General features: G+C 66.7%; 16 protein-coding genes. 5 read left to right on the top strand and 11 right to left on the bottom strand.

From position 1 onward, the window contains the following. Nucleotides 1-9 precede the first annotated feature (9 nt). Together waaC and BM43_RS27655 are read right to left on the bottom strand one after the other, a co-directional pair. Complete coding sequence (waaC, locus tag BM43_RS27660; protein ID WP_080742154.1) at nucleotides 10-1,050, bottom strand: lipopolysaccharide heptosyltransferase I; 1,041 nt, start codon at nucleotides 1,048-1,050, stop codon at nucleotides 10-12. A 228-nt stretch (nucleotides 1,051-1,278) separates the two neighbouring features. Then, a complete protein-coding gene (locus tag BM43_RS27655) occupies nucleotides 1,279-2,673 on the bottom strand; it encodes a phosphomannomutase/phosphoglucomutase (protein ID WP_036048025.1) in 1,395 nt (464 codons plus the stop codon). A 250-nt stretch (nucleotides 2,674-2,923) separates the two neighbouring features. Here BM43_RS27655 and BM43_RS27650 point away from each other — a divergent pair, with 250 nt between their 5' ends. From BM43_RS27650 to BM43_RS27630, 5 genes are all read left to right on the top strand, one after another. Next, the gene (locus BM43_RS27650) at nucleotides 2,924-4,186 is read left to right on the top strand and encodes an oligosaccharide flippase family protein (protein ID WP_036048027.1); all 1,263 of its coding nucleotides are present in this window, start codon (nucleotides 2,924-2,926) and stop codon (nucleotides 4,184-4,186) included. Then, nucleotides 4,183-5,010 (top strand): glycosyltransferase, encoded by an 828-nt coding sequence (locus BM43_RS27645; RefSeq protein WP_036048029.1) that lies wholly within the window; start codon nucleotides 4,183-4,185, stop codon nucleotides 5,008-5,010. The genes BM43_RS27650 and BM43_RS27645 overlap by 4 nt, the downstream gene beginning before the upstream one ends. A gap of 35 nt (nucleotides 5,011-5,045) precedes the next feature. Next, nucleotides 5,046-6,182: a glycosyltransferase family 4 protein gene (locus BM43_RS27640; protein WP_036048031.1), complete on the top strand. Its 1,137-nt coding sequence runs from the start codon at nucleotides 5,046-5,048 to the stop codon at nucleotides 6,180-6,182. A gap of 13 nt (nucleotides 6,183-6,195) precedes the next feature. Further along, entirely contained in the window at nucleotides 6,196-7,218 is a 1,023-nt protein-coding gene (galE, locus tag BM43_RS27635; protein WP_036048032.1) for a UDP-glucose 4-epimerase GalE, read from the top strand. 260 nt (nucleotides 7,219-7,478) lie between these two features. After that, on the top strand, nucleotides 7,479-8,597 hold the full coding sequence (locus BM43_RS27630; RefSeq protein WP_036048034.1) for an MraY family glycosyltransferase: 1,119 nt from the start codon (nucleotides 7,479-7,481) through the stop codon (nucleotides 8,595-8,597). Between the two features lie 97 nt (nucleotides 8,598-8,694). Here BM43_RS27630 and BM43_RS27625 read toward each other — a convergent pair whose 3' ends face one another. From BM43_RS27625 to BM43_RS27585, 9 genes are all read right to left on the bottom strand, one after another. Next, nucleotides 8,695-10,569 (bottom strand): polysaccharide biosynthesis protein, encoded by a 1,875-nt coding sequence (locus tag BM43_RS27625; protein WP_036048036.1) that lies wholly within the window; start codon nucleotides 10,567-10,569, stop codon nucleotides 8,695-8,697. 12 nt (nucleotides 10,570-10,581) lie between these two features. Beyond that, nucleotides 10,582-11,598 (bottom strand): MraY family glycosyltransferase, encoded by a 1,017-nt coding sequence (locus BM43_RS27620; RefSeq protein ID WP_042285613.1) that lies wholly within the window; start codon nucleotides 11,596-11,598, stop codon nucleotides 10,582-10,584. Between the two features lie 8 nt (nucleotides 11,599-11,606). Further along, nucleotides 11,607-12,578, bottom strand: coding sequence for an NAD-dependent epimerase/dehydratase family protein (locus tag BM43_RS27615; protein WP_088555513.1), 972 nt, complete (start codon nucleotides 12,576-12,578; stop codon nucleotides 11,607-11,609). Further along, nucleotides 12,575-13,426, bottom strand: a complete 852-nt coding sequence (locus tag BM43_RS27610; protein ID WP_036048039.1) for a glycosyltransferase — start codon at nucleotides 13,424-13,426, stop codon at nucleotides 12,575-12,577. The genes BM43_RS27615 and BM43_RS27610 overlap by 4 nt, the downstream gene beginning before the upstream one ends. A 50-nt stretch (nucleotides 13,427-13,476) precedes the next feature. Further along, nucleotides 13,477-14,421 carry a glycosyltransferase family 2 protein gene (locus BM43_RS27605; protein ID WP_232484006.1) on the bottom strand — a complete coding sequence of 315 codons (945 nt, stop codon included), beginning with the start codon at nucleotides 14,419-14,421 and terminating at the stop codon, nucleotides 13,477-13,479. 137 nt (nucleotides 14,422-14,558) lie between these two features. Beyond that, a complete protein-coding gene (locus BM43_RS27600) occupies nucleotides 14,559-15,137 on the bottom strand; it encodes an acyltransferase (protein WP_013696840.1) in 579 nt (192 codons plus the stop codon). A gap of 10 nt (nucleotides 15,138-15,147) precedes the next feature. Beyond that, nucleotides 15,148-16,386 (bottom strand): glycosyltransferase family 4 protein, encoded by a 1,239-nt coding sequence (locus tag BM43_RS27595; protein ID WP_036048046.1) that lies wholly within the window; start codon nucleotides 16,384-16,386, stop codon nucleotides 15,148-15,150. Nucleotides 16,387-16,413: 27 nt separating this feature from the next. Next, a complete protein-coding gene (locus BM43_RS27590) occupies nucleotides 16,414-19,761 on the bottom strand; it encodes a methyltransferase domain-containing protein (RefSeq protein ID WP_036048048.1) in 3,348 nt (1,115 codons plus the stop codon). 81 nt (nucleotides 19,762-19,842) lie between these two features. Then, nucleotides 19,843-21,198 carry an ABC transporter ATP-binding protein gene (locus tag BM43_RS27585; RefSeq protein WP_036048050.1) on the bottom strand — a complete coding sequence of 452 codons (1,356 nt, stop codon included), beginning with the start codon at nucleotides 21,196-21,198 and terminating at the stop codon, nucleotides 19,843-19,845. Between the last annotated feature and the right edge of the window lie 239 nt (nucleotides 21,199-21,437).

The following is a 21,437-nucleotide window of genomic DNA, read 5'->3' as shown; positions in this document are numbered from 1 at the left end:
ATCGCACCGTTACAGGAGGCCGAACGACGCGAGCGCGCCCTTCACCTGGGACAGCGAGGGCGGCGCGCCGGCCGTGCCGAGATTGACGACGTTCGGCGACCAGTAGCCGCCCGTGCGCCATGCGGTGGCGAAATTGTACAGTTCGACCGTCGGGCGCTTGAGCGCCGCCGCGATGTGCACGAGGCCGGTGTCGACACCGACCGTGGCCGCCGCGCCGTCGACCAGCCCCACCACGGCAGGCAGCGACAGCCTGGGCGGCACGATCGCGGCCGCGCCGAACTCCCTGGCCAGCCGCTCGCTGGTGGCGCGTTCGGCCTCGCTGCCCCAGGGCAGCACCAGCGACGCGCCACGCCGCACCAGCGCCTGGCCGAGCTCGATCCAGGCGGCGTCGGGCCATTGCTTGTCGGCGCGCGACGTCGCGTGGACGAAGACCACGTACGGTACCGGAAGATTCAGGTCGGCAGCCGCCAGCGCGCGCGCCGCCTGATGCGTGTCAAGACCGAAATCGAGCGCGTCGTCGGGCGACGGCGCCGGATCGCCCAGCGCCGCGGCCACCAGTTGGCGCGTGCGCTCGACCACGTGGGTGCGCGGCGCGATCGGCACGCGGCGGCGGTAGAAGAAGCGCACCGGCCACTCGTAGCCGGCGCCGTCGGTGCGGTTGGCCAGGCCGGTCAGCGGGCCGCGCGCCCAGCTCGCCACCCAGGCGCTCTTGATCAGCCCCTGGCAGTCGATCACCAGGTCGTAATGCTCGTCGGCGATCTGCCGGCGAAACGCACGGATCTCGCGCCAGGTCCGCGCGCTGCCGAGCGACTTGCGCCAGCGCCGCAGCGAGAACGGCAGCACCTTGCGCACGCCGTGCACCAGCTTCACCAGCTCGACGAAGCCCTCCTCGACGAGCCAGTCGATCTGGGCATCCGGGTGGCGCCGGTGGATGTCGGCGATCACCGGCATGTTGTGCACGACGTCGCCGAGCGACGAGACGCGCACGATCAGAATTTTTTGCACGCTGAAAAAACCGACGAAAGGCCGGTACAGACCAAAAGACGCGATTTTATCGCGTCGGCGGGCTTATCCCGTAAACGGGAGCGGCGGGAGGGGACATGCGGCGGCCGGGGCCGTCGAGCGCGGCGCCGGCGGACATGGCGGGCGGGAGGCCCGGGGTCGCGCGCGGCGCCGGCAAGCCCGACGGAACAACGCGCCGGACCTGCCGGCGCGTCGTCGCGCAAGGCCAGGCCCTCGGCCCGGCCGGCCGTTCATGGCCCGCCAGGCCTCGCGGCCTCAGAACGGCAGCTTCGCGTCGGGCTTGGCGGCCGTCAGCGCGCGGCGGAATTCGCCCTTGATGCGCTCCAGCGCGTCGGCCGAATTCGCCTCGAAACGCAGCACCACCACCGGCGTGGTGTTCGAGGAACGCGCCAGGCCGAAGCCGTCGGGATACTCGACGCGCAGGCCGTCGATCGTGATGACCTCGTCGGCGCCCTCGAACTTGGCGTCCTGGCGCAGCTTCTCGATCAGCGCGACGTTCTCGCCTTCCTCGAGCTTGAGCTGCAGCTCCGGGGTCGATTCGGCGTTCGGCAGGCCGTTGAGCAGCGCGCTCGGATCGGCCACCCGCGCGAGGATCTCGAGCAGGCGCGCGCCGGTGTAGAGACCATCGTCGAAGCCGTACCAGCGATCCTTGAAGAACACGTGGCCGCTCATCTCGCCGGCCAGCGGCGCGCCGGTCTCGCGCAGCTTGGCCTTCACCAGCGAATGGCCGGTCTTCCACATCAGCGGCTCGCCGCCCTTCTCGCGGATCCACGGCGCCAGGTTGCGGGTGCACTTGACGTCGTAGATGATCTGCGCGCCCGGGTTGCGCGACAGCACTTCCTCGGCGAACAGCATCATCTGGCGATCCGGGTAGATGATCTGGCCGTCCTTGGTGACCACGCCGAGGCGATCGCCGTCGCCGTCGAAGGCGAAGCCGATCTCGGCGTCGGTTTCCTTCAGCGCGCGGATCACGTCCTGCAGGTTCTCGGGATGCGCCGGGTCCGGGTGGTGGTTCGGGAAGTTGCCGTCGATCTCGGTGAACAGCTCGACCAGCTCGCAGCCGAGCGCCTTGAACAGGCGCGGCGCCAGTTCGCCGGCCACGCCGTTGCCGGTGTCGACCACGATCTTCAGCGGGCGCGCCAGCTTGATGTCGCCGACGATGCGCTGCAGGTAGGCATCGGCCACGTCGTGCTGCTGGTAGCTGCCGCTGCCCTCGGCGTAATCCTGGGCGACGATGCGGCGGTACAGCGCCTGGATCTGCTCGCCGTAGATCGCCGCGCCGCGCAGCACCATCTTGAAGCCGTTGTAGTCGGGTGGATTGTGGCTGCCGGTCACCACGATGCAGGAATCCACGCGGCGCTCGCCGCTGGCCAGCGGCAGCGGCACGCTGGCCGCGAAATAGCCGACCGGGGTCGGCACCATGCCGACGTCGACCACGTCCACGCCGGCCGCGCGCAGCCCGTCGGCCAGCGCAGCAATCAGTTCCGGGCCGGACAGCCGGCCGTCGCGCGCGACCACCACCGCGTCGCCGCCCTGGGCGCGCACCTCGCTGCCGAAGGCCTGCCCGATCGAGCGGGCGACCGAGGCATCGAGCGTCTTGCCGATCACGCCACGAATGTCGTACGCCTTGAAGATGGATTGGGAAATCATCGATTCACTCTCTGTCGTACATGGAAAAGGGTGCCGCGGCCTCGCACGCCGGCCGGGTGGCGCGTCCTGCGCGAATGTCGGGTTCGGACCCGGACAACTTATAATCGCTGGTTTCGACCCGCCCGGTCGGTGCGGCAGGCATCGCCCACGAGCCGCCCATTCTAATGCGTGCCGGTTGCAGCGCCGCAAATTAGAAAATCGGCGCGGCGGCCGCGGATCGGCGCCGAGCCCTTTTTTTTCGATTTTTTTCATGCTGAAGCTTACGCGCATCGCCAACCCCGATGTCGCCCGGGCCGCCGCCAACCTGGCCTGGCTGGGCCTGGAGCGTCTCACGCAGATCGGCGTCGCGATCGTGATCAGCGGCCTGCTGGCCCGCGCGCTGGGCCCCGACGCCTTCGGCAAGTGGCAGTACGCGAACACGCTGCTGCTGGTGCTGGCGCCGCTGACCTGGGTCTGCGGCGCCGAGATCCTGGTGCCGACCATCGTGCAGCGCGCCCCGGCCGAACTCGGCTCGGTGCTCGGCAGCGCCTTCGCGCTGCGCTTTTCCGTGTCGATCGTCGCGCTCGCGCTGACCTGGGCCGGCATCGCGGCGGGCCTGGTCGATCCGCTGGTCGGCGCGATGCTGGCGGGGCTGGCGGTGACCCTGGTGCTGCGCGAGCCCTTCGTCGGCGTGATCAACGCCTGGCTGCAGAGCATGACCTACAGCAAGCCGCAGTTGATCGCGAGCATGTTCGCCGCGCTCGGCAAGGCCCTGCTGGTGTGGCTGCTGGTGCGCGCGGCCGCCGCGCCGGCCAGCTACGGCTGGCTGTGGGCGCTCGAGGCCGGCGCGATCGCGCTGGCGCTGATGCTCTATTACCGGCGCCGCCACGGCGGCCGGCTCGGCTGGCGCGTGGAAGCGCCGCTGTTCCGGCATTTCGCCTCGGCCGGCACGGTGTTCTGGATCGGCCTGGTCTGCATGTACCTGTTCCTCAAGCTCGACCGCCTGATGCTGGAGCGGCACGTCTCGTTCGCCGAGCTGGGTCGCTACGCCGCCGCCCAGCAGTTGAACGAGAACTGGATCACGCTGGCCCTGCTGCTCGCCCAGACCATCGCGCCGGCCTTCGTCTACCGCGTCTCGGAGCTGCCGCGGCTGCGCCGCAACGTCTGGCGCCTGATCGCCATGACCAGCGCGCTGATGATCGGCGGCGCCGCCGTGCTCGACCTGCTCGCGCCGCTGATCATCGGCCGCGTGTTCGGCCCCGGCTACGAGCAGTCGGTCTCGATCTTCCGCTGGGCGGTCTGGCTCTCGGTGCCGGCCGGCGTCGAGGCGATCGGCAACCTGGTGGTGCTGAAGTTCCAGGCCAGGTTCGTGCTGCTGGCCAAGTGGCTGCTGGCGCTGGCCGTGGCGGCCATCGCCAACGCCATCGCGATCCCCGCGCTCGGCCTGTACGGCGCCCTGGTCGGCCTGGCCGCCGGCTACCTGGCCGCCGCCGCGGTCAATTTCACCTACATCCGCCTGAAGCTGCGCACATGAGCTCCTCCCTCGCCCCCGCCGGCGCCCTCGACGAGGTCGCGGTGCTGATCCCGGCCTACAACGGCCACCACGACCTGGAGCGCAGCCTCGCCTCGCTGGCCGAAACCGCGCCCGTGCACGTGCTGGTGGTCGACGACGGCAGCACGCCGCCGATCGCGCCGGCGCCGCGCGCGGGGCTCGACATCGAGGTGCTGCGCATGCCGCGCAACGGCGGCATCGAGCGCGCGCTGGCGGCCGGCATCGAGGCGCTGGCCGCGCGCGGTTTCCGCTACGCGGCCCGGCTCGACGCGGGCGACCTGGCGGTGCCGGGGCGCCTGGCCAAGCAACGCGCGTTCCTGGCCGCCCATCCGCGCGTGGCCTGTGTCGGCACCTGGACCCAGGTGGTGTCGCGCGACGGCCGCCCGCTGTTCATGCTGACGCCGCCGGCCGATCCGGCCCGGCTGCGCCGCACCCGCTTCCTGCGTTCGCCGCTGGTCCATCCCTCGGTGATGCTCGATATCCAGCGAGTACTGGAGGTCGGCAACTATCGGATCAAATATCCGGCCGCCGAGGACCTGGACATTTTTTTGCGCTTAATGGAACGCTACGATTGCGCGAACCTGCCCGAACTCGGCCTATATTACGAACTGAACGAAGGGGGCATCAGCGCCACCCGGCGGCGCCGGCAGATCCGCTCGACGCTCGCGCTGGTGCTGCGCTACTTCGATGCGCGCAACCCGTATGACTGGGGCGGCCTCGCCAAGTACCTGCTTCATCTCGTGACGCCGTATTCGCTGCTGCACAAGCTGAAACGCCGTTCGTTCGCGCAGCGCCCGCCGGCCTGACGCGCTTCGTCCCGCTTCCCGTCCACTGCTTCGACATGAGTCCTGTTTCCGCGCTGCGCATCGTCCTGGTCTGCAACACCGCCTGGGCGATTTACACCTATCGTCAAGGCCTGATCCGCATGCTGGTCGCCAGCGGCGCCGAGGTCATCGTGCTGGCCCCGCGCGATCGCACGGTCGAGCCGCTCGAGGCGATGGGCTGCCGCTATCTCGAGCTGCGCGTCGCCTCCAAGGGCACCGATCCGCTCGAGGACCTGCGCATGCTGGCCGCGATGCGCCGCCACTATCGCGAGCTGCGCCCGCACCTGGTGTTCCACTACACGATCAAGCCGAACATCTACGGCTCGATCGCGGCCTGGCTCGCGCGCGTGCCCTCGGTGGCCGTCACCACGGGCCTGGGCTACGTATTCATCCGCGAGAGCCGCGCCGCCAGCATCGCCAAGCTGCTCTACCGTTTCGCGTTCCGCTTCCCGCGCGAAGTCTGGTTCCTGAACCGCGACGACCTCGCCACCTTCGAGGCCGGCCGCCTGCTCGCGCATCCCGATCGCGCGCGGCTGCTGCACGGCGAGGGCGTCGATATCGAGCAGTTCGCGCCCGCCCCGCTGCCCGAGCGCGACGGCTTCCAGTTCGTGCTGATCGGCCGGCTGCTGTGGGACAAGGGCGTGCGCGAGTACGTCGACGCCGCGCGAGCGCTCAAGGCGCGTTATCCGCAGGCGCGCTTCGCCCTGCTCGGCCCGGTCGGCGTCGACAACCCCAGCGCGGTATCGAAGACCTACCTGGACGAATGGGTGCGCGAGGGCGTGATCGACTATCTCGGCGAGGCGCACGACGTCCGCCCGCACATCGCGGCGACCGACTGCGTGGTGCTGCCCTCGTATCGCGAGGGCGTGCCGCGCACGCTGATGGAGGCCTCGGCGATGTGCCGGCCGATCGTCGCCACCGACGTGCCGGGCTGCCGCGACGTGGTGGACGACGGCGAGACCGGCCTGCTCTGCACCGCGCGCGACAGCGCGAGCCTGGCCGGTAAGATGGCCGCCATGCTCGACATGCCGGCCGAGGCTCGCCGCGCGATGGGCGAGCGCGGCCGCCAGAAGGTACTGCGCGAATTCGACGAGGCGAACGTCGTCGAGCGCTATCGACAAACCATCCGTGCGCTGACAGGCACGGCACTCTGAGGAGGGCATGACAATGAGCGACAAGGGCACGATTCTGGTGACGGGCGGCGCGGGCTTCATCGGCTCGCATACGGCCGTCGAACTGCTCGGCGCCGGCTACGACGTGGTGATCGTCGACAACCTGGTCAACAGCAAGCGCGAGGCCGTCGACCGGATCGCCAGGATCGCCGGCCGCGCGCCGGCCTTCCACCAGGTCGACGCCTGCGACGAAGCCGCGCTGGCCCGCGTGTTCGACGCGCATCCGATCACCGCCGCGATCCACTTCGCCGCGCTCAAGGCGGTCGGCGAATCGGTCGCCAAGCCCATCGAGTACTACCGCAACAACCTCGACAGCCTGCTGGCCCTGCTCAAGGTGATGCGCGAGCGCCAGGTCAAGCACGTCGTGTTCAGCTCCTCGGCCACCGTCTACGGCGTGCCCGAGCGCTCGCCGATCGACGAGTCGTTCCCGTTGTCGGCCACCAATCCCTATGGCCAGACCAAGCTGATGGCCGAGCAGATCCTGCGCGACCTCGAGATCTCCGATCCGTCGTGGCGCATCGCCACGCTGCGCTACTTCAATCCGGTCGGCGCGCACGAGAGCGGGCTGATCGGCGAGGACCCGGCCGGCCTGCCGAACAACCTGATGCCCTATGTGGCCCAGGTCGCCGTCGGCAAGCTCGAGAAGCTGCGCGTGTTCGGCAACGACTACCCGACCCACGACGGCACCGGCGTGCGCGACTACATCCACGTGGTCGACCTGGCGCGCGGCCACCTGAAGGCGCTCGACGCGCTGCGCCGGCGCGACGCCAGCTTCGTGGTCAACCTCGGCACCGGGCGCGGCTACAGCGTGCTCGACATCGTCAAGGCCTTCGAGACGGCCAGCGGCCGGCCGGTGCCCTACGAGCTGGTGGCGCGCCGCCCCGGCGACGTGGCCGAGTGCTACGCCAACCCGGCGCGCGCCGCCGAGCTGATCGGCTGGCAGGCCGAGTACGACATCGAGCGCATGTGCGCCGACCACTGGCGCTGGCAGGAGCGCAATCCGCGCGGCTTCGCCTGAGGCCCGGCGGCGGATCGATCCGGCAAGGCCCCGCCCCGGCGGGGCCTTGTCGCTTTCCCGGCCGGCAAGCCTCGGCGGCACGCGCGACGCACCTGCCGCCGCTCGGCGCGGCTCGCCGCCGCAGCCGCTTCGAAAGCCTTGCCGCGGCGCCGCAAGGCCTCTCGCAAGTCCTTGTCCGGCAAGGGAAATACCCGCCTCGCCCGCCTTCTGGGACGAACCCGGCTCCGGTATAATCCGCTGTCCCGTTTTCCGGCCCGTCCATGCTCAGCTTCGCCGTTGCGTTCGTCGCCTCCCTGCTCGTCACGCTGCTCATCATCCGTTATGCGCACCTGCACGAGAAATTCTCGATCGACAGCGATCTCGCCGGCGTGCAGAAATTCCACGCCCATCCGGTGCCGCGCGTCGGCGGCCTCGGCATCGTCGCGGGCCTGCTGATCGGCTGCATCCCGCTCGCGCTGCGCTATCCGACCGTGGCCGGCAGCATCGCCGGGCTGGCCGCCTGCGGCATCCCGGCCTTCGCCTCGGGACTGATCGAGGACCTGACCAAGAAGGTCTCGCCGCGCGCGCGCCTGCTCTGCACCATGGCCGCCGCCGCGATCGCGTTCGGCGCGGTGGGCGTGGCGATCACGCGCATCAGCGTGCCGCCGCTCGATTTCCTGCTCGGCTACACGGCGGTCTCGGCGGTGGTGACGGTGCTGGCGGTGGCCGCGCTCGCCAATGCCGTCAACATCATCGACGGCTTCAACGGCCTGGCCTCGATGGTCGCCTTCATGATGCTGGCCTCGCTGGCCTACGTGGCCTTCCAGGTGGGCGAGCCGGTGGTGCTGTCGGCCTCGCTGCTGATGATGGGCGCGATCATGGGCTTCTTCATCTGGAACTTCCCCGCCGGCCTGATCTTCCTCGGCGACGGCGGCGCCTACTTCATCGGCTTCATGCTCGGCGAACTGGCGATCCTGCTGGTGATGCGGCATCGCGAGGTATCGGCCTGGTACCCGGTGCTGCTGTTCATGTACCCGATCTTCGAGACCTGCTTCTCGATCTACCGGAAGAAGTTCATCCGCGGCATCTCGCCCGGCATCCCCGACGGCGTGCACCTGCACATGCTGGTCTACAAGCGCCTGATGCGCTGGGCCGTCGGCACCCAGGTCGCGCACGAGCTGACGCGCCGCAATTCGCTGACCTCGCCCTACCTGTGGCTGCTGTGCCTGATCGCGGTGATCCCGGCCACGCTGTTCTGGCGGCACACGGTGCACCTGTTCGCCTTCGTGCTGGTGTTCGCCTTCACCTACGTGTGGCTCTACGTCAGCATCGTGCGCTTTCGCGCGCCGCGCTGGATGGTGGTGCGCAAGACGCGCGCGCGGCAGCAGCATCGCCATTGAGGCGCCGCGCGCGGCCATGAAAAAAGGCGTCCACTGGACGCCTTTCGTTTTTGCGCATCGACGGCATGTTCGCCGCGGGCTTCGGAGCTTCAGGGTTTCAGGCCTTTGCCCGCCCCGGCACGCTCTGCAAGGTCGGCTTGACGGCCGGCTGGTACTCCGGCACCCAGCGGCGCAGGTCGCGGCGCACCTCGTCGTCGCCGAGCACGCGGTGCTGCATCAGCCAGGGCAGCAACTCGTCGAGCAGGTTGTCGGGCACCTCGCGCGCCTTCGCCGTGCGCAGCTTCGGATGCGGCGTGCGGGTGGTGGTCTCGTCGTCGGCGAGCAGTTCCTCGTAGAGCTTCTCGCCAGGACGCAGGCCGGTGAACTGGATGCGGATCTGATCCTCGTCGAAGCCGTAGAGACGGATCAGGTCGCGCGCCAGGTCGACGATGCGCACCGGCTTGCCCATGTCGAGGATGAAGATCTCGCCGCCCTGCCCCATGCTCGAGGCCTGCAGCACCAGTTGCGAGGCTTCCGGGATGGTCATGAAGAAGCGCGTGATCTCGGGATGGGTGACCGTCACCGGGCCGCCCTTGGCGATCTGCTGCTGGAACTTCGGGATCACGCTGCCGGCGCTGCCCAGCACGTTGCCGAAGCGCACGGTCTCGAACTGCGTGTTCGGGCTGGTCTGCTGCAGCGCCTGGCAGGCCATCTCGGCCAGGCGCTTGCTGGCACCCATCACGTTGGTCGGGTTGACGGCCTTGTCGGTCGAGATGAGCACGAAGTGGCGCACGCCATGCCGGATCGCCGCGCGCGCCACGCGATAGGTGCCGAGCACGTTGTTGCGCAGCGCCTGCCAGGCGTTCAGTTCCTCCATCAGCGGCACGTGCTTGTAGGCGGCCGCATGGAACACGATGTGCGGCGTGTGGCTGGCCATCACGTGATCGAGCAGCAGCGAATCCTTGGCATCGCCGATGATCGGCACCACGTGGCTGGCGGGGAAGCGTTCGCGCAGGTCCTCGGTCAGGCGGTAGATCGCATATTCGGACAGGTCGAATGCAATCAGTTGCGCCGGGGAGAATTTCAGGATCTGGCGGCACAGCTCGGAGCCGATCGAGCCGCCGGCGCCGGTCACCATCACCACGCGGTCATGCAGCAAGGCATCGACGTGAGGGGTGTCGATGCTCACCTCGTCGCGGCCAAGCAGGTCCTCCAGGTCGATCTGGCGTACCTGCGAGAGCATGCCCTGGCCTTGCGGCATGGTGGTCAACGACGGCAGCACCATCGCGTTGACGCCGGCGCGCACGCACAGCGTGGCCACGCGGCGCTGCACCTCGACCGAGGCGGACGGCATCGCGATGATCACGTGCTCGGCCTTGGTGAGCTCGGCCCAGTGGGCGAGTTCGGTGATCGGACCGAGCACCTTGTAGCCATAGACCTCGCGGCCGCGCTTGGCCGGCTCGTCGTCGAGCAGGCCGACCAAGCGCCATTCGCCGGAACGCGACAGCTCGCGGGCCAGGCTCGCGCCCGCGCCGCCCGCGCCCAGCACCAGCACCGGCTTGCCCTGGCCGACCAGGCCGCCGTAGCGGTAGAACTCCTTGGTGGCGCGGTAGAGCGCGCGGGCGCCGCCCATGATCAGGAACAGCAGCATGGGTGAAAGCAGCAGGACGGAACGCGGGATGATCGGCATCGGCTGGAACATCACCGCGCAGGCCATCACGATGCCGCCGCCGCCGACCACGGCCTTCGAGATACGCAGCAGGTCCGGCAGGCTGGCGAATACCCAGAGGCCGCGATACAGGCCGAAGGTCCAGAACATCAGGCCGTAGACCGGCAACACCCAGGCGAGCGCGAGCACGCCCCCCTCGAGGAAGTCGTGCGGAATCATGCCGTTGAAGCGGATCACGTAGGCAACCAGCCAGACGCCCGCAACAGCCAGCAGATCAAACAGGAACGCGCTCAGCGAGAGCCACGACGATTTGAGTCGAACCATGGAGAGCGAGCCTTATTGGAATTGGGATTGCGCCAGAACATGACGCCGCCAGCGAACATCGATCGTCAGCGCCAGCGCGCCAAGCATCGCGTACCACGCCAAAGCGATCAGCCAGGACGTGAGCGCGGAGCGTGACAGCGAGCTCAGCCCGGCAACGGCGCCGGCCGCCATTATCAGATAGGCGCCGCAAGCCAGGCGAATATGTCCTGCTCCCATTCTGACGACACGCTGATAATAATGCTCGCGATGTGGCTGCCAGAATTTCTCACCGCGTAACAAACGTTTCGACAATGTCACAGAGGCATCGAAAATAAAGGGGCCGAATACGATAAGTGGAAATGCGGCGCTCCATGTCCCGGTGCGCCATCCCCAATAACCGAGCGCACCGGCCAGAAAACCGAGCGGAATCGAACCGGCATCGCCCAGGAACAGCCTGGCGGGATGAAAATTGAGCAGCAGGAAACCAGCGGCTGCACCGGCCACGACCGCCGATGCCACCCCGAGCGTCGGTGCGGCCGACGTTCCGAGTGTCGCGACCGTATAGGCACCGAAGCCGCATACCGCCATTCCACCCGCGAGTCCATCGGCTCCGTCCATGAAGTTGTAGAGGTTTATTACCCACAGCAGCGCGATTGCGATGGCGGGCAACATCCACGCCGGCACGGGCGCCGGATAGACGGCCAGCAGTGCCATCACCGCCACGATGTGTCCGCCGAACCTCACCCGCGCCGGCAATCCTCGCCTATCGTCGATCTGCGACATGGCCGCCAGACCGAGCGCCAGCCAGCCAGCCAATGCGAGAGGCGGCGCGGCCAGCACGATCAGGGTGGCCGCCACGGGCACCACGCCCCAGCCGCCCACCCGCGGTGTCGGCCGCTCGTGCAGCGAACGTTCATTGGGTATATCGGTCGCGAGGCGCCAGGCAAGGCCCGTGCGCAACAGCACCCGCAGGATCAACGTGCTGCAGGCACCCGCGACCAGGGCGAACGCCAGGGCGCCGCGCCAGTCCAGATAGGTAAGCGGGAACATGGGGAATTCTACTCGTGACTCATGGTGGATCGATACCATTTGGCAGTGGTCGCAAGGCCCTCCTCAGTGCTCAGGCGAGGCCGCCAATCGAGCGTGCCGGCCAGCGAGGCAGTGCTGACGCGCAGGCTCTGCGTCAGACGGTCAATCTGGGCGCCGCGTCCGCTCAGGCGCCCGATCATGCGCAACACCGGCACCGGAACCGACAGCAGACGCACGGGCCGGTCCAGGTGTCGGCCGATCGCGCGCAACAATTCGGCAATCGTCATCGGATCGTCGTCCGCGACGTGGAAACATCGTCCGGCCGCACGCGCATCGAGCGCGCAACGCGCCAGCGCGTCGGCAAGATTGTCGACGTGGACCAAGCTGCGCCGCGCCTCGATCGCGCCCAGCGGCAACGGCATGCCGCGTGCCACGGCACGCAGCATGCTCTCGAAATTCGCCCGCACGCCGGGCCCGTATACCAGTGGCGGCCGTACGATGACGATCTCCAGGCCGCTGTTCTCGCCGTACTCACGCAATCGCCGTTCGGCCAGCAATTTCGAGCGTCCGTAGGCATCCTCGGGATGCGGCGGCATCTGCTCATCGAGGGGCTGCCCGGCGTCCCGCTCCGCCAGCGCCTTGATGCTGCTCACGAACACCAGACGGCGTACCCCCCGCTCTCGCGCGGCACGCGCCACACGCAGCGCCCCGTCCACATTGCTGGCCTCGAACGCCTGTTGGGCAAGCCCCGGTTCCGATTCGCGCATCACATGCACCCGCGCGGCCGCGTGGATCACCACGTCGACACCTTCGGGAAACGGCGTCGATGCCTCACCCAATCCGGCAAAATCCGCGGCGGGATGCAGCCACTCCTGCACTTTGCCGAGGTTGCCTTGAGGCCGACGCAGCAGCGCCAGCACCTCGACGCCCTGCGCGGCGAGCGTGCCCACCAGCGAGCGCCCGACGAAACCATTCGCCCCGGTCACGACGACGCGCATCACCACCACCGCCAGCCGAAGCGAGTGAAGAAGCGGAACGACGAAGCAGCGAACAGGCGGATATGCAGCCAACCCTTGCGCGCCGCCTGTCCACCGTAATGCGCGGTGCGCACCGACGGCACGTAGGCGATGCGTGTCAGCGCCTGCGTGCGCAGGCTCAGGTCGTAATCCTCGAAATAGAGGAAGTAGCGGGGATCGAAACCGCCCAACGCGGCCAGGATGTCGGCTCGGAACAGCATGAAGCAGCCGCTGACGATGGGCGGATCGAACAGCACATGCTCGCCGTCGACAAGATCCCGCATCTCGTAGTCCGCAAGGCGGGCTGCGAACGGTGCGCGCAGACGCGCCGGCAGGAATCCACGTACAAACAGGCTGAGCACCGTGGGCGGGCGCCGGCAGAGATACTCCATGGCTCCGCTCGGCCCTGCCACATAGGGCGACAGCAATCCGACGTCGGCGTGCGCATCGAGGAACGCGAAGGCCTGCTCCAATGCATCCGGCGCGAGATCGATATCGGGGTTGAGAATCAAGTGGAACCCACTTGCGTCGGGGACGATCGCAAGATTGTGCCCTCGGCCGTAGCCAACATTGCCATGTCCGGCGATCACGCGCGTCTCGATGCCTGCCTCGTCGAGCCGCCGCAGCAAACCGGCGGCGGCCTCGCCCAGGCCCCCGTTGTCCACCAGCACGACGGTGGCCGACAGCGCACCACGGCTCGCGCGCGCCTGCACGATCGCCGCGGCCAGCCGCTCGACGGTGCGCACCAGCACCGGCATGTCGGGCCGGTAGACCACGATCGAGACCCTCAGGTGCGCCGCTGCAGGCGCTGGCTGCTCAAGCTGCCCCGTCATCCCGACCTCTCGGCAAGCTCGATTCGGCGATGGCATGGCCGATGCCCGCCTCAGCCGAGCGCAGCACGAAACGCTTCGGCATGGCGCGGCTCATTCGCGTAGTCATAGAAGGCGGCGCGCGTTGGAAACGCACGTGCCACGGTCTGGAGGAACAGCACCAGCTCCGACAGGTTCTTGTTGGCGAGGAAGCGACGAAACGCGGCGACGTCTTCAGTGCCGAGGCCTGCCGAGAACAGCGCCGGCCCACTCATCTCGAGCGCCTGCGCAATCACGGCCGCGATCTCGATGCGTACCTTGCCGAGATCCTCCTTGATCGTATTGCGCTCGTGGACGCGGTAGACAATGTGTTCGTGACCACGATCGACATGCACCACCGCATGTGCATAGGCGAACATCAGAAAATCCAGATCGTGGCAATAGCGCAGCGGCTGGAAGCCGCCAGCCGCCTCCCACAGGCGACGGCTGAACACCATGTTCGAGGTGGTACCGACGAAATTTTCGTTGAGCAGCGCGAGTTGCGGCAGGCGTGTTTCATCGAGGTAAGCGCGCGCGCGCGCCAGCCAGTCGATCGTCACACCACTGTCCAGACGCGTGCCGTGATCGTCCATGATGCCGATCTCGCCCGCGATCAGTTCGACCTCGGGCGCGGCGGCGAGCACGCGCCGGCAACGCTCGAGCTTGCCCGGCGCGAACACGTCGTCGGAATTCAGCACCGCGAGATATTCGCCGCGGCTGATACCGATCGCGCGATTGATGGTGTTGTGCGCACCGGCGTTTTCCTGACGGAACACCTTGGCATTGGGCATCGACGCGAGTACGCGTTGCGCGATGGCGAAACCGTCATCCGATGAACCGTCGTCGATCAGGATGATTTCGTCGGCGGCCGAGCTTTGCGACAACACGCTCTGCAAGGCGCCCTCGATATAGCGCGCGTGGTTATAGAGCGGGATCACGACCGACAGGGTCACGCCGGACAGTTCACCCGTGTCGGGCACGCTCAGGCCTGCCGGCGCCGCGTCGACGCTTTTGGGCAATGAGCCGGCGACCTGGAAGGAGCGACGGCGAAACGGGAATAGGGACATGATGAGTCATCCGTGAAGACATGAGACGGACCGACGGATGCGAACTCCCGTCACTGAATATCCGTGTCGAAAAACGGGAAGTAGCGCGACCGGTAGCGCAGATCGCGGGAGCGATCCTTGATGAAGCGTGCCGGATTGCCCCCGACGATCGTATAAGGCGCCACGTCGCGCGTCACCACCGAGCCGGCACCGATCACGGCACCTTCGCCGATGCGCACCCCCGGGCAAATGATGGCGCGCGCACCGATCCAGACGTGATCCTCGATCACCACCGGCTTGCACAGGCAGACGAAATCGGGATTCTGCGGATCGTGAGTGAGCGTTTGGATCAGCGTGTAGTGCGAGATGTTGACGTTGTTGCCGATCGTCAGCGGCACCCGGCCGTCCAGATAGGTATAACGGTTCACTACCGTGTTGTCGCCGATCGAGATGTGATATCCGGTGACGAAGCAACCCATCGCGATGCTCGAATCATGGCCGATCCGAACCTGGCAGAAACGCCTCAGGAACGCATGCCGGACCCGGTACGGCATGTAGTTCATGAACAGGTGATTGCCGAGGTAGAAGCATACCGCCGGCTTGAAGCGCCAGCGGACGAAACGATATATCGATTTCAGCCTGGATAGCATGACAGTTCCCTCACCGCGCCGAAGCCCGGACCACGTCCTCGATCAACGCCTCGTAGCGGGCCACGATCTCGGTGAAGTCGTAGTGTGCGTAGATCTTGTCTCGGCCGCGCGCACCGCGCTCTCGCCATTCATCGCGATTCGACGCCATGCGCTCCAGCGCATCGGCCAGGATCGGCGCGGTACGGTACTGATGCGGTGCGTAGGCAAGTTCGTCGAGCCGCTTCGAATTCAGCTCGATGGTATCGCCGTATTCGTTCGGCACCAGGATGCCGATGTCGTCCTGCTCGATCACTTCGGCCGAGGCACCCGTGTCACTGAGCACCATCGGCTTGCGATAGAACATCGCCTCGTTCATCGCGATGCTCCAGCCCTCGATGAACGAAGGCAGCAGGAACGCGTCGGCAATCCGGTGGACCGCGGCGACATCAGCGACGTAACCGGGCATCAGGATGTGGCCGGACAGACCTTGCTCGTCGAGATAGGCGCGCAGCGCATCGACGTGCGGCGGATAAACGACATTGCCGACGCAGAGGATCTTCACGTCGCGTCGACGCGCCAGCAGGTGGCGCATGGCGTCGGCCATCAGATAATGGCCCTTGTGCAGGTTGTAGGACGCGACGTTGGCGAACACGTAGTCCGTGTCGGCAAGCCCGAGTTCCGCGCGCGTCAGCGTTTGCGTCAGCTTTTCGCGTGCCTCGTGCTCCGACAGGATCAGGCCGTTGGGGATGGTCTCGACCTTCGCTTCGGGCACGCCGAGATTGTGGACCGCGAAGCGTGTCGCATTGCGCGACACCGACACGTAGCGTTCCACGTAGCGATCGTTGTCCGCGAACGCGCGCGCCTGGGCCTCTGAGAAGAAGGCATAGACATTGTGGATATAGGTGACGTTCGGAATCCGGAACTTTTCGAACAGCGGATAGCCTGTGTCCGAGAAATGCGACATCGCGATGTCAATGCCGTCCTCGGCCAGCACACGCTCGTAGGCCGACAGCGGATTGCCGGCCGGCAGCCCGACCACGCGCAGGCCTGCATCGCGCGCCACGGTGCCCAGATGCCCGACCTTGCCGGGTGTGACGATCGTCACATCGAAACGGGAACGGTCGAAGGCGATCGCCGAGTCGAGTACGACCTTCTCGAGACCACCCTTGTCGAATGACGCCAGCTCGATCACCACTCCGAGCTTTCCGTCGGTGCGACGGCGACGCTCGGGCGGCGCCTTACGGAACAGGGAAAACAGGGATTGCAGCATGATGGATCCGGAATTCAGGGCAATAGGTCACTGGATGTCGAACACGCCGTCGCGCAACTCGCGCATACCTTCGTTCACGCCGATCGAATCAAGCAGGGTCGCGAGACGGGCCGCCACCGAAGTGACCGAGTATTCGGTCGCCGCGGCCGCGAAGCCGGCGTCGGCGATGCGCTGCCAGAGCGCCGGGTCCTGATAGAGGGCCACGATCGCCGCCGCTATCTCGTCGGCGGTGTCGCCGCTGAGCATCTGCTCGCCCGCTACCAGGCCCATGCCCTCGCTGGCCACCCGGCTGAGTACCGAGGGTAGCCCAGCGAGAAGGCTCGATACCACCTTGCCCTTGATACCTGCGCCGAACCGCAATGGCGCCACCGACAGGCGCGCCACCGAGGTCTCGGTGTCGAGATTCTCGACGAAGCCGACGATCACGACGCCTTGCGTCGGATCCGCGAGCGCCGAGACCTCGGGGGTCACGCCGCTGCCCACGATGCGCAGCTCGATATCGGGCAGCGAACGCCGGACGATCGGCCAGATATCCTTGACCAGGAACAGCACCGCGTCGACGTTCGGGCGATGCGCGAAACCACCCACGAACAACACGCCGGAACGTTCCGCGAAAGTACGCGTGGAACGATTCGGCATGCGCGGGATCGGAATCCGGTGAATATTCGCTGCCGGCACCAGGTCGCGCAGGATATCGGCCTCGATGCGGCTGACGACGATCGTCGCGTCGGCATCGGCAACCGCCTGTAGCTCCGCTCGCTTAAGCATCATCGCCCTATCGAGGGCCTCGGGCGACCGATCGAGCAGTGCCGCGCGCTCCTCGCGCAGGTAGTGCAGGTCGACCGTGCCGAATACCAGCTTGGCCGGCAAAGCCGCGGCATGCAGCGCTTCGAGCGCGTGCCGTGCCACCATGATGCGCTGCGCGATCACCACGCGGGCATCGCTCGCTTCCTCGATCAACAGATCGTGGAAAGACTTCGGGTCCTGGGCGACGCGCACCCGGATGCCCCATCGGCGCAACGCGTTCGCATAGGGATCGTCAACTGCCACCGCCGGCTCGTAGGCCGCCAGGAAGCTGACGTCGAAACCAAATTCGCGCAGGATCCGCAAATACCAGTACACGTCATTCGATCCGGAATCCTGATCGGGTTTCGGCACGAATGCATCGGTGACCACGATCTTCGGACGCGCGGGCAACTCCAGCACGTCGAGGAACGGCCGATCACTGCGGAAAAAGCGCTCGTAGCGCTGACGCACCGCCCATCGCGCATGCGCCATCTCCCATTCGTCCTCGACCGGCGCCTGTTCGGCGGCCGGTGCCTGGACGAAGCGGGCAAACGGCTGCAGCAGCACCTCTTGCGAGCGCGAGGCCAGTTCGAGCGCGGCGGCTGTCAGGTCGAGCCCGTCGCCCACCAAGGTCCCGACCTCGTTGCGCACCTGGCTCCACAGATCCCGCCGGATCGCGACGATCCCCGGGCTCGGCGCCTTCACTCGCTCGACGGCGCCGAGGCGCTCGTCAGCGGGATCTCCCCCTGCCTGATCCGGCGTCAATTGCGCGGTGGCGTCGATACGCGCGCCAGCCGCCTGCACCGAGCCGTCGCTCGCCAGCACGAGGGCCGTGACCGCACTCGCGCCGAAACGGCGAAACGCTTCGTCGAAGGCCTGGATCCAGCCCGGTTGCGGTACCAGATCGGCCGACATCAGCACCACGAAATCGCCCGCCAGATCGGGCAGTTCGAGACGATGCAGAGAGGATTCGATACGCGGGATAACGTCGATACCCGTTCTGGCGACCAGATCAGGATGCGCATCGCCGAGCAAGGCCGCGCGATATGGCACCTCGCTGGTATAGGCGGCGAGCCCGGCAAGCGATTGCGCGGTCGCCGCCGCACTACGCGGGAACACGATGATGGAAGCGCGCGGCGCATCGCTTTGCGCGAGCGGCACCGGCGTATCGCCGGCGGTGGCGAGCCTCGTGGTGTAGCCGGCCGAGGCATGCGCAGGCGCGACAGCGACGCGGCGAAGCGCACGTACTCGGCGCGAGGCGGCGCGCAGCGGCTGCGTCACACGCCAGGACAAGGAGCGCTTGATCAGGTCAAGCTGCTCACGCAATTGATGATTCTCTCGCAGCAATTCGTCCATGGCAGCCTGCGATGGCCCTTGAACGGGCGTGCGCGCCGTCACTCGCCCTTCGCTGAACGCGTCGCGCACCCGTACCGCCAGATCGTCGATGCGGCGTACCAGGGTAGAGGAAATCTGCTTTTGCTCGCCGAGCCGCGTCAGCACGTCAGCAACCGACCCCGAGCGCTCGTCGCGTAGACGCCCTTCGCGCGAATGCGTCTTCGACTCGCTCTCCAGGCGTGCCACGTCGCTTCGCAGCCTGGCGACCTCGGCGTTGCGCTCGGCGACGAATCCGCTCAGGCGTTTCGATTCCGCCGCCAGGCGACTGATCTCGACATCCCGCTTGAGCGTCTCCTCCGTGAGCCGTACCGTCTCGGCCGTCAATCGACCGATTTCCTCACCACGCCCCATCGTCTCGGTGGTCAGGCGCACGATCTCCACCAGTTGTTCACCCAGCTTGGTATTGCGATCGTGGTCGTAGCGAGCGAACGAAACACCGCCGTCGAGCATGTCGTCGTCCGGATTAGGCAATTCCCCGTCCGAAGCGATCGCGATGAAATAGACCGGATCGACCATGCCCGAAGTCGACTGATATTCCCCGACCGTACGCTCGGCCCAGCAGTTGATCTCGCGCAGGCCTTGGCGACCCTCGCGCTGCAGCAGCGAACCCGCCAACGGCTTCTGCTCGTAGAGCACGAAGTTGCGAAAACCGCTGGACAGCCAGGTGGTAAATTCGTCGCGATCGAGTTCACGCACGTGGTACTCGTTCGGAGGCGCGCCCGGCGGCGAATAGATCGGCCGGTTCGGCGTGGAGATGATCATCAGCCCGTTCGGGCGCAGCACACGCTTGGCCTCGCGCATGAAGGCCTCGTGCTCGTGGAAGTGTTCCAACGTTTCGAACGAGTTCAACACGTCGACCGAGGCATCGGGCAACGGAATGCTGGTCGCGCTGCCATGCTCGTAGCGCAGGTTGGCATGCTCCGCATAGCGCACGCGCGCCTTCTCGACGGCAGCGGCATCGATGTCGACGCCGACCACGGAGTGCGCAGCCTGTGCCAGCAGGGCTGATCCGTAACCCTCCCCGGACGCGATGTCAAGCACTTCCTTGCCGGCGACGAGCTCCGTCGAAAACAGGTAACGATGATAGTGCTCGTACTGGATCGGGCCGCCAACCCCCGGCAGATAACGCTCGCCGGTGAATTCGTGGCCGTTTTCCGCACCCTTGAATCGAAATGTCCGAACTGTTTTTGTCATGTCCAAAGATCCTGCTGATACTGATGGCGTGAGGGCGTCCCGCCCCCTGTCGTCGGTAGCCGTGTCGGCCCGGCGAGATCGTCAATGCGCAAGCGGTGATAACTTGACATCCGCCAGCGGCACCCCGACCAGCGCATGCCGCACCCTCGAACTGCTGACTTCGAGCGGTAGCGCGTCGTGAATCCAGTGAAGTTGCACGTGGTCGTACTGCGTGCCTTCGGCCACCGCAACGTTGATGAAGAACTGCCCGATAGGCAGGGTGGGCATCACGAACGAAAACTCGGCGCTCAGCGTATCGCCTGCGCCGCACATGATCGGATCCCCAAGATACGCCGCATAGGTATTTGCTCCGACCAGTTCCTGACCGCGCTCGTTCTTGATGTAAAAGCCCGCGATCGGAGAAATCAGTTCGTCGTCGACCTCGATCGTCACCCGCAGCGTGACCGGCTCGCCACCGACCGCCCATGAGAGTGGATGACGCTCGGCGTCCACCAGCACAGCGTCGACGATCCTGGCGCCGCCGGCGCCGAATGCCTGAGATTCGAGATTGAACGGCAGCACGCGGATATCGTTGCGCAGCGGCGACGCATTGATCGTGTCGCGGCGCACGTCGAGCCGCTGAATGGCGCCCCTGGACCGGCTGTCTTCGGGTATCTGCGCCGGTGCCGGCGCCTCAACGTTGTAACGCGCCTCGAGGTAGGCGGCACAGACCTCGGCAGGCGCGCCCTGCGCGATCACCCGTCCCGCGTCGATCCATACCGCACTGGTGCACAACTTACGGATCGTCGAGGTGTCATGGCTGACGAACAGGATGGTGCCGTGCTGCTTGAACGCATCAAGAAAGCGATAGCACTTCTGATTGAAGAAGGCGTCGCCGACCGCGAGCGCCTCGTCGATCACCAGGATGTCGGCATCGACATGCGCGATCACCGCGAATGCCAGGCGCACGAACATCCCGCTCGAATAGGTCTTGACCGGCTGGTCGATAAATTCACCAATATCGGCAAAGGCCGCGATCGATTCGTAACGAGCGTCAATCTGCGCGCGCGTGAGGCCGTAAAGTTGTGCGTTCAGGTAGATGTTCTCGCGCCCGCTGTATTCGATATCGAAACCCGAGCCCAATTCGAGCAGGGCCGCGACCTTGCCGTTGACGCTCAAACTCCCGGCGGTAGGCGCGAGCGTGCCGCAGACGATTTGCAGCAAGGTGCTCTTGCCCGAGCCGTTGCGGCCGACGATCCCAACCGTTTCGCCGCGACGCACCGACAGGGACACGCCGTTCAGCGCCCAGAAAGTAGCTGCCGGTGCCGTGGCCGGCGCCGCGCCAACGAAGCGGGACGCCACCCTGAGCATACCGCGCTTGAGCCGCTCCGACGGCCTTTCGTACGTGGCAAAACCCTTGGTGATATCGACTGCTTCGATTGCGCTGGCTTCAGACATACCGGTTGTTATGTGCCCGCCCTGGCCCTCGGAATTACACGACGACACCGGCGGCGCGGAGTCAGGTGCGGCTAAGCGGACTAGCTCGTTGTAAAAGTTACGGGATTCTACCTCGTTTTACCTTTTTCACGATGCGAGATGAAACAGTTTTCGGCCACGCGCGCTCGCTCAAAACCCGCTCCGCTCGCCGCCCGCCCCCGCTTCCACGTCGCGCCCTGTCAATCTACCCAATTGCAGTA

It is taken from the genome of Burkholderia gladioli (assembly GCF_000959725.1).
Classification (GTDB): domain Bacteria; phylum Pseudomonadota; class Gammaproteobacteria; order Burkholderiales; family Burkholderiaceae; genus Burkholderia; species Burkholderia gladioli.
The sequence above is the reverse complement of the archived record's forward strand: the minus strand, read 5'-3'. Positions and strand labels throughout refer to the sequence as shown.